This is a genomic window from Myroides sp. 1354 (assembly GCF_030324495.1).
Classification (GTDB): Bacteria; Bacteroidota; Bacteroidia; order Flavobacteriales; family Flavobacteriaceae; genus Flavobacterium.
Window position 1 is genome coordinate 163,927 of sequence record NZ_JACAGN010000007.1, and the last position, 15,491, is coordinate 179,417.

At 32.7% G+C, this 15,491-nt stretch carries 14 protein-coding genes; 10 read left to right on the forward strand and 4 right to left on the reverse strand.

Annotation, left to right across the window (positions count from 1 at the left end; translation table 11 throughout):
- Positions 1–4 precede the first annotated feature (4 nt).
- The 3 genes from HX004_RS09555 (at position 5) to HX004_RS09565 (ending at position 2,598) form a co-directional block, all read left to right on the forward strand.
- On the forward strand, positions 5–751 hold the full coding sequence (locus HX004_RS09555; protein WP_286442269.1) for a DUF3800 domain-containing protein: 747 nt from the start codon (positions 5–7) through the stop codon (positions 749–751).
- The gene (locus HX004_RS09560; RefSeq protein ID WP_286442270.1) at positions 748–1,233 is read left to right on the forward strand and encodes a hypothetical protein; all 486 of its coding nucleotides are present in this window, start codon (positions 748–750) and stop codon (positions 1,231–1,233) included. Before HX004_RS09555 ends, HX004_RS09560 begins: the two co-directional genes overlap by 4 nt.
- Before the next feature lie 138 nt (positions 1,234–1,371).
- Positions 1,372–2,598, forward strand: coding sequence for a restriction endonuclease subunit S (locus HX004_RS09565; protein WP_286442271.1), 1,227 nt, complete (start codon positions 1,372–1,374; stop codon positions 2,596–2,598).
- Here HX004_RS09565 and HX004_RS09570 read toward each other — a convergent pair.
- A complete protein-coding gene (locus tag HX004_RS09570; protein WP_286442272.1) occupies positions 2,591–3,145 on the reverse strand; it encodes a restriction endonuclease subunit S domain-containing protein in 555 nt (184 codons plus the stop codon). The two genes, HX004_RS09565 and HX004_RS09570, sit on opposite strands and share 8 nt — an antisense overlap.
- Before the next feature lie 73 nt (positions 3,146–3,218).
- Between HX004_RS09570 and HX004_RS09575 the strand changes: the two genes are divergently transcribed.
- Entirely contained in the window at positions 3,219–3,773 is a 555-nt protein-coding gene (locus tag HX004_RS09575; protein ID WP_286442273.1) for a restriction endonuclease subunit S, read from the forward strand.
- Here the strand turns inward: HX004_RS09575 and HX004_RS09580 are convergent.
- Positions 3,766–4,839, reverse strand: a complete 1,074-nt coding sequence (locus tag HX004_RS09580; protein WP_286442274.1) for a restriction endonuclease subunit S — start codon at positions 4,837–4,839, stop codon at positions 3,766–3,768. The genes HX004_RS09575 and HX004_RS09580 overlap by 8 nt on opposite strands.
- 82 nt (positions 4,840–4,921) lie before the next feature.
- On the opposite strand from HX004_RS09580, the gene HX004_RS09585 reads away from it, so the two are divergent.
- Together HX004_RS09585 and HX004_RS09590 are read left to right on the forward strand one after the other, a co-directional pair.
- Positions 4,922–5,848, forward strand: a complete 927-nt coding sequence (locus HX004_RS09585; RefSeq protein WP_286442275.1) for a tyrosine-type recombinase/integrase — start codon at positions 4,922–4,924, stop codon at positions 5,846–5,848.
- Between the two features lie 104 nt (positions 5,849–5,952).
- Positions 5,953–8,826 (forward strand): type I restriction endonuclease subunit R, encoded by a 2,874-nt coding sequence (locus tag HX004_RS09590; RefSeq protein WP_286442276.1) that lies wholly within the window; start codon positions 5,953–5,955, stop codon positions 8,824–8,826.
- 276 nt (positions 8,827–9,102) lie between these two features.
- On the opposite strand, the gene HX004_RS09595 is transcribed toward HX004_RS09590, so the two are convergent.
- Positions 9,103–9,270 (reverse strand): hypothetical protein, encoded by a 168-nt coding sequence (locus tag HX004_RS09595; protein ID WP_286442277.1) that lies wholly within the window; start codon positions 9,268–9,270, stop codon positions 9,103–9,105.
- Between the two features lie 469 nt (positions 9,271–9,739).
- On the opposite strand from HX004_RS09595, the gene HX004_RS09600 reads away from it, so the two are divergent.
- The 3 genes from HX004_RS09600 (at position 9,740) to HX004_RS09610 (ending at position 12,975) form a co-directional block, all read left to right on the forward strand.
- A complete protein-coding gene (locus HX004_RS09600) occupies positions 9,740–10,663 on the forward strand; it encodes a helix-turn-helix domain-containing protein (protein ID WP_286442278.1) in 924 nt (307 codons plus the stop codon).
- Positions 10,664–10,758: 95 nt separating this feature from the next.
- The gene (locus HX004_RS09605; RefSeq protein WP_286442279.1) at positions 10,759–11,955 is read left to right on the forward strand and encodes an MFS transporter; all 1,197 of its coding nucleotides are present in this window, start codon (positions 10,759–10,761) and stop codon (positions 11,953–11,955) included.
- Positions 11,956–12,063: 108 nt separating this feature from the next.
- Entirely contained in the window at positions 12,064–12,975 is a 912-nt protein-coding gene (locus HX004_RS09610; protein WP_286442280.1) for a DMT family transporter, read from the forward strand.
- Here HX004_RS09610 and HX004_RS09615 read toward each other — a convergent pair.
- Entirely contained in the window at positions 12,972–14,441 is a 1,470-nt protein-coding gene (locus HX004_RS09615) for a lipopolysaccharide biosynthesis protein (RefSeq protein WP_286442281.1), read from the reverse strand. The genes HX004_RS09610 and HX004_RS09615 overlap by 4 nt on opposite strands.
- Before the next feature lie 135 nt (positions 14,442–14,576).
- On the opposite strand from HX004_RS09615, the gene HX004_RS09620 reads away from it, so the two are divergent.
- Positions 14,577–15,431, forward strand: a complete 855-nt coding sequence (locus HX004_RS09620) for a glycosyltransferase family 2 protein (RefSeq protein WP_286442282.1) — start codon at positions 14,577–14,579, stop codon at positions 15,429–15,431.
- The last annotated feature ends 60 nt before the right edge of the window (positions 15,432–15,491 follow it).

The window sequence follows — 15,491 nt, forward strand, 5'->3', positions numbered from 1 at the left end:
TATAATGAAGCCAACAATCAATATATATTGCGATGAAAGTTGTCATTTACAGAATGACAAAGAGCCTGTTATGGTTATCGGGGCTGTTTATTGTCCGATTGAAAAGAAGGAAGAAATTTTTGAAAGATTGTATAGTTTTAAACTCAAACACAACCTAATTCCTAAAAATAAAAAGAATGATAATGAAAATCGAACTTATTATGAACTTAAATGGAACAAAGTTTCAAAATCAAAAATTGAGTATTACAAAGATGTAATCAATTATTTTTTTGATGATGATGACTTGCAATTTAGGGTGCTTGTAGTATCTAATAAATCTGCAATAGATTATGAAAAGTTCAGTCATACACACGATACATTTTACTATAAAATGTATTTTGGAATGTTGAAAGCTATCTTGAATCCTGAAAACTCTCATCATATTTACATAGACATTAAAGATACCAGAAGTAAAGAAAAGGTTCATAAACTGGAACAGGTTTTAAGGAATGACAAATACGACTATTCTAAAGAAATTATTAAAAAAGTACAACAGGTAAGATCTCACGAAGTAGAAATTTTGCAATTGGCAGATTTATTAGTGGGTGCTACTGCTTATGTAAATAGAGGATTATCAGATAGTAAAACTAAAAATGAATTAATCAATCTCATTAAACATCGCTCTAAATATTCTTTAACAAAATCTACTTTATTGAAAGAGCGAAAGTTCAATGTTTTTATTTGGGAACCACAAAAACCATATTTTGTATGAGTTTAGTGTTTCCTGCATTGATATCTTTTGGCGAATATGGCGGAGTTTTTTCTACATATTTTGACGCTGTTTATTCGGTTTTTCATAACGATTTTATCAAAGCACAGCCTATTTATGAAGGTCTAAAAGTATCTGTTAGAAAATATCCGGAAGTGGACGGAATGCATCGTACATTTTATCACATTACGCACCAAGGAGAAGACGAAGCTAATAGGCAACCTGATGTTAGAAGAATGGAGCGGATACGTTTTCCAAAGTTTGTTATAGAAAACTTTGAACACGAGGAAATTCTCATCTGGAAAAATGTAAGAGGGAAAGATGAACGTATTGTTTTGTTCAATGAAATCGAAAATTATATTGTGATTTTAACCGACAGAGGAGAATATTATATGTTCATAACGGCTTACTATATTGAAACAGAACATAGAAAAAGGAAGTTGTTAAAAGAATACGAAACGTATATAAAAGCCAAAACCGCTTAGCGGAACTAAACGGCTTCTTATACTCCTTTAACACTTACATTCAATAAAGAAATGGTTACTGAGCTGTTGCAAAGGTACAAAATAAAAATAAAAAAGCAAATAGATTAAATCCCTAATGCTGAATAAGAAGATAATACGATGACCAAGATACAAAAAGATAATAAAAATGTGGCTAAGTTCCCAAATTTGAGATTTCCAGAGTTTACCGAAGAGTGGGAAACTAAGAAGTTGGGGGAAATCGGAGAAATCGTTAATGGATTAACATATAGTCCAAATGACATCGCTGAAAATGGTGTGCTAGTTCTTAGATCATCTAATGTTCAAAATAGAAGTTTGGCTTTTGATGATAATGTTTATGTAAGAACAGATAATTATAATCCTGTTCAAGAAAACGACATTTTAATTTGTGTTAGGAATGGTAGTAAAAATTTAATTGGTAAAAATGCACTAATTAATAAGGAAAACGAAGGGGTTGCTTTTGGAGCTTTTATGTCGATTTATAGAAGCTCTTTTAATACGTTCCTATTTCATTGGTTTGATACAAATGAATACAAGGAAATTGTATATAAAAATTTAGGAGCAACGATTAATTCAATAAACGGAAGTGATTTAAGAAAATTTAAAGTTCCATTTCCTTCTATAGAAGAACAAAAAAAATTGGCATCTTTTCTATCAATTGTTGACGAACGTATTCAAACCCAAAACAAAATAATTGAGGAGTTGAAATTATTAAAGATTACGATTAGTAAGAAATTATTCTCACGTCAATTGAGGTTTAAAAATGGAAACAATGAAAACTATATAGATTGGAATACTAAAAAGTTGGGAGAGGTTACAACTCTTGTAAATAAGAGAAATAAAAATAACGAAAAGCTTCCTGTTTATTCTATAAATAACAAATTAGGATTCGTTCCGCAAAGTGAGCAATTCGAGGGAGTTGATAGCGAAGATAGAGGCTACGATATTAAATTATACAAAATAATTAACAAGAACACCTTTGCCTATAATCCAGCAAGAATTAATGTGGGGTCTATTGGCTATAGTGAAAACTTAGAGAATATTATTATCAGTTCATTGTATGTTTGTTTTAAAACAGATAACACCGTAAATGACAACTTTCTATATCAATATCTAAAGACAGATTTTTTTAATAGAGAAGTTTTAAGAAATGTTGAAGGGGGAGTAAGAGATTATCTTTTCTACGACAATTTTGCGAGAATTAAATTTGATTTACCTTGTATTGAAGAGCAAAAAAAGATTGCTGATTACCTTTCATCTATAGATTCAAAGATTGATATTGAAAGCCAACTATTGCATAAATTTGAAAAACAAAAGAGATACTTGTTAGCTAATTTATTTATATAAATAAATTAGCTAACAAGTATTGTTTCTGCTTAAGTAATAGCGTATGAATTTCAAATTCAGTTTTTATTTTATCGTCAATACTTGCTAGAAAATCTGCAACATATGTTTGTTGAATATAATTTGGTAATTGCATTTCCATAGTCTCAATTTCGGAGATATAATGCCGTTTGTGTTCATTTGATGATAGATTTAAAAATGACAAATACTCAAATATAAATTTTAGGTTCACGTTTGATTTCGCTGTCAGTACTTTAATTGCTGAAGATTTTACTTTGAATGGAAAATTAACAAACTTTATATCCATTGTAAAATCATCGAAAATGATACATTGACCTTTGTCATAAACACCAAATTCTTCATCGGTATATCCTAATATAAAAGCTTTATTTGCAGTTAGAACTGGAAGTAACGAAATATCAGATGAATAATCCGTATTTGTTACCAAATATTTAGTTGGCTGTTCATAGGTTAAAGTATCCTTAACTTGAACATATTCATTTTCTTGATTAAGAATTCGTTCGTATAGTTGATAGCGAATCGTAATCACATAGGAAATAAAATCCTTAATTAAAGGGCTAAGTGAAAAGCTGTTTTCTCAGAAAATTAGATTTAAAGGTTTTATGAGAGAATGGGAATTGAAGAGTTTGGGAGAAATAGGAGAAATAATTACAGGAAAAACACCCAGTACTAAAGATTTAGATTTATGGAATGGAGATATTCAATTTGTAACACCAACAGACATAACAGAGAATAAATATCAACATTCAACGGAACGGACAATTAAGAAGGCTGATAACCTAAAAATTCTTCCTCAAAAGAGCATAATGTTTACTTGTATTGCTTCAATTGGAAAAATGAGTTTATCTCTAAACCCTTGTGTAACAAATCAACAAATAAATTCTGTAATACCTCATTCTTGTTTTGATAGTGAGTTTCTATTTTATGCAATTAAAAATATTTCTGATTATATTAAGTCAACCCAAAGTTCATCAACTCTACCAATTATAAATAAAACTGAATTTTCGAAGTTTAAAATCTTAATTCCATCTATAGACGAACAAACCAAAATCTCCATATTCTTGTCTTCGATAGATGCAAAAATTGAAACCGAGAAAAGTATTTTAGATAAATACCATTGTCAAAAACAATATCTGTTGCAGAACCTATTTATATAAACAGGTTCTGCAACAGGTTCTTTTTTTGTATCTCATATTTTTTTAATAACGTCTTTTCAATCTTTATTTTCTCATCAATTGATGATAGTAATTTCTCAATTTTACCTTGTTCATCAAGTGATGGACAAAAAATTAATGATTCTCCATAATCTTTGAAATAGATATGTGGAATCCCAGAGCCAACTTTGTATTTCTCAAAGTTAAAAAATTTTAAACAGAAAAAAATATACTTCAAATTAACATCTGGTTTTACAGTTAAATAGTTCAAAGTACCAATAACCGAAAACTTATCCGATGCGTATTGAACCTTTCCAACTCCAGAACCATCTTTTATTATTAAAACGGCATCTTCATTAATTTGTGGATTTTCCGTAAATGCAATAACACCTGTAGCTCCATAAACTGGATAAACTCCATTTTTATCAATTACATTCGATTCTGTTAATGATGATGAATAACAAGAGACGCAATCACTTAATTTTTTATTCGGCACTTGCTTTAGAATTAGTTTCTGACAAAGCCCTTTAATTAAGGTTTCTAATTGTCCAATTATTTTGTTTTGGGTTTGAATTCTTTTGTCAACAAGCGACAGAAATGTTGAGATTTTTTCCTGTTCTTGGATTGAAGGAGAACTAAATTTTGTTGATTTCAGAACATTATTATACAACCGTTGAATTGTTCCACCTTCCGTATTGTATTTCACTATTTGTAGAATATAATACAAAAATTCATTTGTGATATTTTTATTATCATTATCAATCCAAACAATATTAGAATCTTGAAAGTAAGCGTCGTTTCCATCATAGACAACTGTTCTCCCGATTGTTCCTGCCGCAGAAATTAAAATATCTCCTTTTTTAGGAAATGAAAATCGCTTTCTATAATCCAAATATAATTCCTTTGAAATAAATGCATCAGCTTCTTTTCCAAATGAACCAATTTTAAAAAATGGAATATCACCCATTGGTTCAGTTTCATCATTAAAGATTCTTCTACACATTTTCACATCACCAATCTCCCCCAACTTCTTAGTTTCCCACTCCTCAGTAAACTCAGGAAATCTCAAATTTGGGAACTTAGTTCCAAATCCATCTGGGGGATAAAGTGTCCTTAATTGCTTTCCTTTGAGATTTTAAAAAAATAATATAATGAATGAACAAAAACAACTCTCAGAAGTAATCAATCTATGGAAAATAGACAAAAAGCAGTATGTAAAAAAGTCAAGTTTCTCTGCATATACGCTATTAATAGAAAACCATCTACTGCCTATTTTCGGGGATAAATGTGCCGTTGAAGAAGTGGATGTACAAAATTTTGTTTTCCAAAAATTGGCAGCAGGATTAAGTCATAAAACAATTAAAGATATTTTAATTGTTTTGAAAATGGTTCTCAAATTCGGAGCAAAAAACAAATGGTTGGACTATACTCCATTTGATATTCAGTTTCCTACTGAGCGTGAAAAGCATAATATCGAAGTGCTTACCAAAACTGACCAGAAAAAAATTATGAACTATATACAAGAGCATTTTACATTTAGAAATTTAGGTATTTACATATGTCTGAGTGCTGGTATGCGCATCGGAGAACTATGTGCTTTAACTTGGGAAGATATCGATACAGACAATGGAGTAATCAGCGTTAATCGTACAATTCAACGTATATATGTTATAGAAGATGGGAATAGAAGAACAGAACTCATTCTTGATACACCTAAAACAAAAAATTCTATTCGTGAGATTCCAATAAGTAAGGATTTATTACGAATACTCAAACCATTTAAAAAGATAGTTAATCCCTCGTTCTTTGTATTGACAAACGATGCCAAACCCACGGAGCCAAGAACCTATAGAAGCTATTACAAGAACTTAATGAAGGAATTAAAAATGCCTGAACTTAAATTTCACGGGTTACGACACAGCTTCGCTACCCGATGTATTGAAAGTAATTGTGATTACAAAACAGTTAGTGTTTTATTGGGGCACTCAAATATAAGTACAACATTAAATTTATATGTTCATCCAAATATGGAACAAAAGAAGAAAGCCATTGAACAAATGTTTAAAGCTTTGAGGTAAGTTTATATTATGAATTAGGAGGTACTAATGAATTGAGATCACTTTATTTTGTTAAATTTGTGTAGATAAAAAAAAACACGGTTAACTCCTAATTCATAATTATTTTGAGCAAACAGTCTGAGCAAATTTTAGAAGAACAACTCCTTATCCAATTACAAAAATTGGGATATAAATATATTACTATAGCTGATGAAAAATCTTTGTTGGCAAACCTTAAAACGCAATTAGAAAAGCACAATCATATACAATTTAGCGAGAGTGAATTTGAAAAAGTATTAAACATTCTCAATAAGGGATCTGTCTTTGAAAAAGCCAAGGTATTAAGAGAAAAGAAGCATCATATCATTAGAGATAATGGTGATAATCTATATTTTGAATTTCTTAATGTGGAACAGTGGTGTCAAAATGAATATCAGGTAACCAATCAGATTACACAGGAAGGAAAATATCAAAATCGCTATGATGTTACACTGTTGATAAACGGTTTGCCATTAGTACAAATTGAGTTAAAGCGAAGAGGTTTGGAAATGAAGGAAGCATTCAACCAAATCAACCGCTATCAAAAACATAGTTTCGGAGCAGGCAAAGGCTTGTTTCATTTTGTACAATTATTCGTTATCAGTAACGGCGTAAATACCAAATATTTCAGCAATTTCGGAACACACAAGCAGGAATATCTTCAGACTTTTCACTGGACAGACGAACAGAATAATCCACTCAACAACATACTGAATGGTTTTACGGATACTTTTTTAGAACCTTGTCATATCAGTAAAATGATCTGCAAATACATTGTGCTGAATGAAACCGCAAAGGCTTTAATGGTGCTTCGACCGTATCAGTACTATGCAGTAGAAAATATAATCAAAAAGGTAAAAGAAAATGAAATCCTGAACGGTTATAATATTGAAAAAAACGGATATATTTGGCATACAACAGGAAGTGGTAAAACTTTAACTAGTTTTAAAGCTAGTCAGATTTTATCTAATATTCCAGCCATTAAAAAGGTGGTTTTTGTGGTGGATAGGAAAGATTTAGATTATCAAACCAATCAGGAATATGATAATTTCAGTAAAGGTTCTGTTAGTTCTGCTACTAATACAGATGATTTAGTTCGAAAATTTAATGATCCGAATGTTCGAATAATTGTTACAACTATTCAGAAACTGAATAATGCGATTTCAATCAGAAATTTAGGTAAAATGAAAGCTATTCAGAATGAAAGAATGGTCTTTATTTTTGATGAATGTCACCGCTCGCAATTTGGTGATACGCATAAAAACATAGTAAATTATTTCACTAACATTCAGTTGTTTGGTTTTACAGGCACACCAATTTTAGAAAAGAATTCTGACGGAATGAAAACCACAGCAAGTCTTTTTGGAAAGTGTCTGCATAAATATGTAATTACTGATGCCATACGTGACGAAAATGTGTTAAAATTTTCGGTTGAATACATTCAGACCTTTAAGCAAAAAGAACATATCATTGATTTAAAAGTGGAGCAAATCAACGAAACAGAAGTCTTTGAAGCCCCTCAACGTAAAGAAGCAATCGTAGATTATATCATTCAGCATCATGATCGGAAAACACAAAACAAGAAATTTTGTGCGATGATGTGTGTACAAGATATTGATTCGGTTATTCAATACTATGAAATTTTTAAACGTAAAAAATTAAATGGGGAGCATAATCTTAAAATAACAACTATTTTCAGTTTTGCTCAGAATGAAGAAGAAATGGAAGAACAAGTAGCTGCTCAAATCAATATGGCTGCTGAACCTCAAACTGAATACGGATATAAACCACACCGTAGAGAGTTATTGGAAAATTATGTTGAAGATTTTAATGAGATGTTTGGTGAAAAGCAAAATATCAAAGACAACGAAGGATATTACAATTATTACAATGCCGTAGCTAAAAAATCGAAACACCCAAAACACGAAGCGGATATTCTTTTGGTAGCAAATATGTTTTTAACAGGATTTGATAGTAAAAATCTAAACACCTTATATGTTGATAAAAACCTTCAATACCATGGATTAATCCAAGCATTTAGCCGAACCAACCGTATATTGGATAAGAACAAAACGCAAGGAAATATTGTTTGTTTCAGAAATTTAAAAGATAAAACAGACGAAGCGATTGCTTTGTTCAGTAATAAAGAAGCGATTGATGAAATTATAGTTGAACCTTATGAGATTTATGTCGATAAATTTAATGAAGCCACACAAAAACTATTAGAAATCGTTCCAGAAATTGCATCTGTTGATGGATTATATTCAGAAGAAGATAAATTACAGTTTATCTTAGCTTTTCGTGCTTTGATGCGTCTACACAAGAAGATGAGCCATTATACCGAATTTACTTGGGATGATTTGCAGATCGAAGAGCAACTATTTGCAGATTACACGAGTAAGTATTTGGATCTAAAAGATAAATTAGGAACAGAACCATCGCCCGAAAAAACATCTATCCTCAACGATATTGATTTTGAATTGGAATTGATAAGACGCGATACAATTAATGTAACATATATCATTCAATTGTTGGTCAAATTCAAATCCAAACACAGCGGGAAAGATAAAGAAAGCATTGAAAAAGAGATTACCAACTTATTGAACACCGAGGTTTCATTACGAAGTAAAAGAGAATTAATTGATAAATTTATTCAAGAGAGCTTACCAAATATTGAAGATACAGATACTATTCCTGAAGAGTTTGAAAAATTCTGGAATGTAGAGCAAGAAAAGGCACTCGAAGAGTTGATAGATACAGAGAACTTACACCACGACAAAACGGAAAAGCTTATCGAAAACTATCTTTTCTCAGAAAGAGAACCATTAAGAGATGAACTTTTAAGTCTAAGAAAAGATGGAAAACCTAGCGTTTTGAAATTCAAAGAAACAGGAGATCGTATTTTGAATAAAATTTTAGATTTTGTAGACACTTTTGTTAACGGAATGTCTGGTAATTAATGTGTTATATATGTTTTGTGAAAATAAAAAATATTTAAGAGTGATAATTAAAGGATAGATAAATTGAAGCCTATCCTTTAATTTTTTCGTATATTTGCTATGAGCTAACGGAAACACGTTGAAAAACAAAGCAATAAGCACCGTTACCAAATCGTTACCTGACTTCCTTGATTATCTCTATAAAAGCCTTGTGTTCAACCGATACAGCTTTTTTCTGAAAACTTTAAAATAAAAAAGCCAATTCATATAAAAAGCGAAACGATAAAACAACTGGATTTATCCTTCATTTCGAAGCCGGTACTTTTTAATGAGAAAATACACTCCACTTAAAATCAAAAGTGCATAACAAACCAAATCAGCATGTCCATAGCTGAAAAAATCAAACAAATTCAATACAAGTCCCATTGTGGTTAATAGAACTAATCCTTTAACTAACTTATCCATGTTTACAAAATTTGAAATAACTTCCCCTTTACCTGAAATAATTTCTATCCTAGTATACTAGGTCCATTTCTTCTGCTTCTAACTAAAAAGCATTGAACTAATTTCCTCTAATACAACAAAAAACATTCCACTTTTTTTAATCTTTCCACCATCTAACCTTTTCATTCTTATGTTTTTAAAAACTTTAAGGCAATTATTGCATACTTAATCCAAAGTATATCAGAAAAAAATTAATATTAATTCAGAAAAATACACAAAATGAAATCTTTTCACCCTATTACTTAAAATAATCCAGTCAGTAAAAAATATTCTACTTCTATGCTATTTTCTATATTTAGTTCATAAAGACTTCCTTTTTTCTTTTCTAAGATCAAACCAGGGCATTTTACTGTATACCAGTTAATTTCCGTTTAGCATTCATATCTTTATTTGATTTTTGTAATTTTGCATACACTCAAGATAAAACACTATGAGCAAAGATTTAGAAACCATAGCCGATTATTACAAAGAGCGATCATCATCTTCTCTTTCGCGTAACTATGCCTTTAGCATCAATGAATATAAAACGGGTACTTCGCATTTTAATATTAATATGCGCAAATATTGCAGTTTTACAACACCTTATAATCGCCGTGATTTCTATAAAGTTGGATTAATCATCGGCCGTGGAGAATTGCATTATGGCTCACATTCCATCACCATTGATCGACCTGCTCTATTTTTACCTTGTCCAACAACACCGTATTCTTGGACCTGTATTGAGAAACAACAAGAAGGGTATTTTTGCTTGTTCAACCATGAGTTTTTTACAGAAAACAGAAGTTTAGAATCCTTTAAAAAAACGTCTTTATTCAAAGAATGGGGCAAACCTTTAATCTTTTTAACTCCTGCTCAATTAGAGATTGCTCATTTGTATTTTCAACAAATGTACACCATGGCCCAGTCGAACTACCCTTTAAAATATGAGGTTATTCGCAATTTATTGGCTTTATTATTACATCAGGCGCTTCAATTAAAAGTAGAAGATATCGCCCTAGAGGAACAAAGTGCATCAATGCGACTATTTCGCCTTTTTGACCAGTTATTAAACAAACAGTTTCCTTTGGATTCTCCCGCTTATCCTCTTGCTTTGAGACGTCCTATTGACTATGCCAATAAACTCAATGTGCATGTCAACCACTTAAATTCCTCCATCAAATCTGCAACGGGAAAAACAACCTCCCAGCATATTACAGATCGCATTTTACTAGAAGCTAAAAACTTGTTGATGAACACCGATTGGGATATTGCACAAGTGGGTTATACCCTAGGCTTTGATCAACCTTCTCATTTTACTCATTTCTTTAAAAAACACATGGAACAAACTCCTTTACAGTTTAGAAATCAAAATTAAAATTCTTTGATTTTTACAATTATACCTTTGTCTTTTTTAAGATAGCTCCTGGCTTGTTCTTTTACTTTTGTAGTCGTAAAACAACAATTCACTTTATGCTTAGAGAAGCTACAAACCAAAGAAAAAAGCTAGCTACTATTCTCGCTTTTAGTTCAATTCCCTTATCTGGATTTGTAACGGATATCTACCTACCTTCCTTTCCTTCTATGGCTAATGATTTAGCGATTACAGAAAAGGAAGTACAACTTACCCTCACGTGTTACTTACTGAGTTATGGTATTTCACAACTCTTTGTCGGCAGTATGCTAGATAGTATTGGTCGTTATAAGCCCCGTTTAATCGCCTTACTTTTTATCGCTTTATCCAGTACGTTAATCGCTTTCACCAATGATATTTTCTTGATTTGTCTGTTGCGCATTGTTCAAGGAATTGCAATTTCCATCTTAGTCGTTGCAACACGAGCCATTTTCATGGATATATACGAAGAGAAACAACGCATCCATTACCTCAGCTACTTTACAGTAGTTTGGTCTTGTGGTCCGATTCTAGCGCCTTTCTTGGGGGGATACCTCGATGCGCTGTTTTCATGGCATGCCAATTTTTATTTTCTCTCTCTGTACGCTATAGTGCTCTTTATTCTAGACGTATTGATTAGTGGAGAAAGTATTCCAGAGAAAAAGAAATTCAACCTAAGTCAGACCCTACAAGTGTATCAAACGATGTTGAGCAACAAAAACTTTATTACAGGCATCTTTATCCTAGGAATGAGTTATTCTATCGTTATGGTCTTTAATATTGCAGGTCCATTTTTAATTGAAAATACTTTTAACCAAAATTCAATTGTTATCGGATATTGTACTTTATTATTGGGATTCTCTTGGATGTTAGGAGGAATTATTGGTAAAAAGAGAATGCACATTCCCTTTAAACAGCGCATTACCCGTCCTGTTTACATTCAATTGGGATTGATTCTTCTTCTCCTTGGAGCTAGTTATTACATAGAAAACTTATACCTTTTGATGATTGGTTTATTTTTAGTACACATTTGTTCAGGTACTATATTCAATAATTTTTTCACCTCAACAATGCTGTATTTTCCCAATAATTCAGGTACAGCAGGAGGATTAATGGGGGGATTAACCTATGTTATCACCTCACTGACTAGTTTTATTATTTCATCGTCAGGAGCAATCGACACGCAATTTCAGTTGAGCACACGGTATACTACCTTGATTATCTGTCTTTTAATTTTGATTTTATACATGGTCCAACTCAATAAAAAAACACAATAGTCTGACGGAAAAAAGAAGTCATTTTCCGACGAAATATGTACCTTTGCCGCCGCTTCCCTTTATTTGAGGAAAGCGGTTTTTTCGTCTAAATAATTCGTATTGCCTATTATGGGACTCAATAATAAGTTTCTAGGTTTTTCAGCAGCTATTTTTGCTGCAGCACTTTGGGGTGTATCAGGAGCATTTGCTCAGTTCTTGTTCAATGAGAAAAATTTCAATGCCGAATGGCTAGTTACCGTTCGCCTCCTCATATCAGGGAGCATTATGCTATCCTTAGGTATCTTAAAAGGAGACAAAGATGTATGGCATATCTGGAAGAACAAAAAATACGCCTCCCAATTGGTTGTATTTAGCTTTTTGGGCATGCTATTAGTGCAATACTCTTATTTTATTACCATCTTTCACTCTAACGCAGCTACTGCAACCGTACTTCAATATATTGGTCCTGTTTTTATTGCTATTTATCTGGCGCTTCGCTTGAGAAAATGGCCAAAACCCATCGAAATACTAGCAATTGGCTTGGCTATGTTGGGTACGTTTTTACTCGTTACACACGGAGACATCAATAGTTTAACCATTACCCCTACCGCTTTAGTATGGGGAATCATTTCCGCCATTGCCCTAGCCGCTTATACGATTTTACCTGTGCATTTATTGAAAGAGTATAGCCCCATCGTTATTATTGGATGGAGTATGCTTATTGCAGGTACGGGAATGGCTATTGTCTACCCTCCTACGCACTTTCCTGGAATATGGGACATGGAAACCTTCTGGGCTGTTGCATTTATCATCCTATTTGGTACACTAATTTCGTTTTATATCTTCTTAGATGCTATCAATAATATTGGTCCTCAACGCGCAAGTTTACTCGCCTGTGCAGAACCTTTATCCGCAACTTTAATCGCCGTTTTTTACTTTGGGGTACAGTTTGAATTCCTCGATTGGTTAGGAAGTAGTTGTATTATTTTCACCATTCTATTATTGACCAAAATAAAGAAGAAAGAAATTCCAGAAAATTAATGCCAATAGCGTCGAATCAACATAAAAACACGCTGTTGAATTAAAAACACCCAAGGGGTTTTTAAAATCAAAATTCCCCCGCAAATCAAAATGAAACCAACGCGAACAACTAAGGTTAGAAAATAGCTGTGATTGAGTATGGGAATATAAAAACCGAGGCCCAATATCAAGAGCATGCAACCCAATAATTTACCGAATTGAAGGTCAAAAGGCCACAGTTTCATTTTGAGGTAAATGTAAAGGACCTTTCCTAAATTAAATAAGGTTAAACTGATTAATGAAGCTAGTCCAACGCCCAATATACCATAGGTTGTTTGGGTTAAAAACCAAAGGTTCATCCCTACATTCAGTACCATTAGAAAAAGAATGGAGATGAGATTAAAGCGATAGTATTTGGAATAGGAGATAATTTCTGAATTAAACCCTGTTGCCATATTGATTACCCCATTCACCCCCAACAAATAGATAATAGGAATAGAAGGGGCTAACTTTTCGTAGGTTGGCAATAAGCGAAATAAAGGATCAATTCCCACAGCGACACAAGAAAACAACAGCATCCCGATAAAAAACATGACACGGGCCACTTCTTTATATTTTTCATTGAGTTTTTTGAGTTGTACGTTTTTAATTAAATCCGAAATTACAGGAGCATATAAGGCGAAAACGCCCGTTGCGGGAATAGCCAATGTTGAAGCTAAAGTAACGCCAATATTATAGGTTCCATTGGCTTCATATGAAATAAAATACGGAATCATTAAAGAATCCACGCGAAAGGCAAAGAAAGAACCAAAACTACCCGCAAAGGCAAATAAGCTATAAGCGTAATAGTCCTTTTTCTTTACTTTGTCGAATAAATCATCGTAGTTTTTACTCAGGTGATAGGGATACATTTTATAGATGTAGACGCCTATTACCGCTGTAATTAAACCGTAACTTACAATATAGAGCACCAAACCTTGATCAATTGTCGTTGTCGTATAAAGCGCCAATAAAAAAATACTAGGCAAGGTAATTTTGGGAATAATTTTCTCAAAAAACGTTGGAAAGGATATTTTCTGCAAATTGGTCGCTTGTCGACGGAACAGTTCAATATAAGCCATGGCTAAAGCTAGAGGAAAGGCAAAAGCTAGGTATTTAAAGGAAGTATCGGTATAAAAAAATCGAATAACCACCAATAAAAGACCTACCCATCCCGCTAATTTCGCAAGGGAAATCAAGCTATAACTAAATAGTTTCTGCTGTAATCTCTCCGTTAACTGAGGGTAAAAATTAATCAAGGCATGCGTGCTTCCCAAGACAATAATAGGGTACATGATTTGAGCACAAGCATCAACAAATCGAATAATTCCAAGCATCTCTTTGTCTTGAGGATAAATCAAAATCGTTGAAACAACGCCAATCAATACGCCTAAATAGTTAATTAGCGTAAATAAAAAAGCTTGTTTGGTTGAAATACCATTCCCCATTGTACTTATTCCTTGATTCGTTTCTACAAATATACTGGCTATTCGATGCTTAACTACATTTTTTTATATTTTTGTGTGTTTGGATGCCCAAAGTTTCGATTTCCAAAAAGGCTTCCCTTGTAAATTTTCTATTTCATGAAGTATATTATCCTTATTCCCGCTTACAATGAAGCCTCTTATATTGCGAAGACCTTACAAAGTTTAGCGGATCAAACCTTACTTCCTGAATGGGTATTGATCATTAACGATGGATCAACGGATCAAACGGCTGCGATTGTAGAATCATATACAGCCCAACACCCTTGGATGCAATTAATCACTAAGGATTCAGCCGCTATTCACTTGCCGGGAAGTAAAGTCATTCAAGCCTTTAATTATGGATTATCCTTTTTGCCTGAATCAATTACCTATGATTTTATCGTCAAATTGGATGCTGACTTAATTCTTCCTTCGGATTATTTTGCCCACATTGCACGTGAATTTAAGCATAATTCCAAGCTCGGTATGGCTGGAGGTGTGGCCCTTATCGAAAAAAACAATACCTGGATTATCGAAAACCTAACCGACAAAGATCATATTCGCGGGGCTTTTAAAGCCTATCGCAAGACGTGTTTTCAACAAATTGGCGGACTCCAACCGGCTATGGGATGGGATACGGTAGATGAATTACTCTGTCGTTACTACAAGTGGGAGATTCTTGTTCGTCAAGATTTGCAAATTAAACACCTGAAACCAACGGGGGCTCAGTATGACAAAAGCGCACGTTACAAACAAGGAGAAGCTTTTTACCGCTTACATTACGGTTTTTTAATTACACTTATCGCCAGTGTAAAACTCGCCTCCAAAAAAGGTAAACCGCTGTTATTTCTAGATTATATCAAAGGATACTTTCAAGCTAAAACGAGAAAAGAACCTTATTTAGTGACAACAGAACAAGGAAAATTTATCCGCCACTATCGCTGGACGAAAATAAAGTCTAAGTTGTTTTAATACATTTTTGAACTTATAAACCTAAAAAATCATTTGTAATTGGTAATTTAGCCGATATTT

Bases quoted from the DNA above. Each gene is read 5' to 3' on its own strand.
- HX004_RS09555 (WP_286442269.1), top strand. From the start codon at position 5: ATGAAGCCAACAATCAATATATATTGCGATGAAAGTTGTCATTTACAG.
- HX004_RS09560 (WP_286442270.1), top strand. From the start codon at position 748: ATGAGTTTAGTGTTTCCTGCATTGATATCTTTTGGCGAATATGGCGGA.
- HX004_RS09565 (WP_286442271.1), top strand. From the start codon at position 1,372: ATGACCAAGATACAAAAAGATAATAAAAATGTGGCTAAGTTCCCAAAT.
- HX004_RS09575 (WP_286442273.1), top strand. From the start codon at position 3,219: ATGAGAGAATGGGAATTGAAGAGTTTGGGAGAAATAGGAGAAATAATT.
- HX004_RS09585 (WP_286442275.1), top strand. From the start codon at position 4,922: ATGAATGAACAAAAACAACTCTCAGAAGTAATCAATCTATGGAAAATA.
- HX004_RS09595 (WP_286442277.1), bottom strand. From the start codon at position 9,270: ATGGATAAGTTAGTTAAAGGATTAGTTCTATTAACCACAATGGGACTT.
- HX004_RS09600 (WP_286442278.1), top strand. From the start codon at position 9,740: ATGAGCAAAGATTTAGAAACCATAGCCGATTATTACAAAGAGCGATCA.
- HX004_RS09605 (WP_286442279.1), top strand. From the start codon at position 10,759: ATGCTTAGAGAAGCTACAAACCAAAGAAAAAAGCTAGCTACTATTCTC.
- HX004_RS09610 (WP_286442280.1), top strand. From the start codon at position 12,064: ATGGGACTCAATAATAAGTTTCTAGGTTTTTCAGCAGCTATTTTTGCT.
- HX004_RS09615 (WP_286442281.1), bottom strand. From the start codon at position 14,441: ATGGGGAATGGTATTTCAACCAAACAAGCTTTTTTATTTACGCTAATT.
- HX004_RS09620 (WP_286442282.1), top strand. From the start codon at position 14,577: ATGAAGTATATTATCCTTATTCCCGCTTACAATGAAGCCTCTTATATT.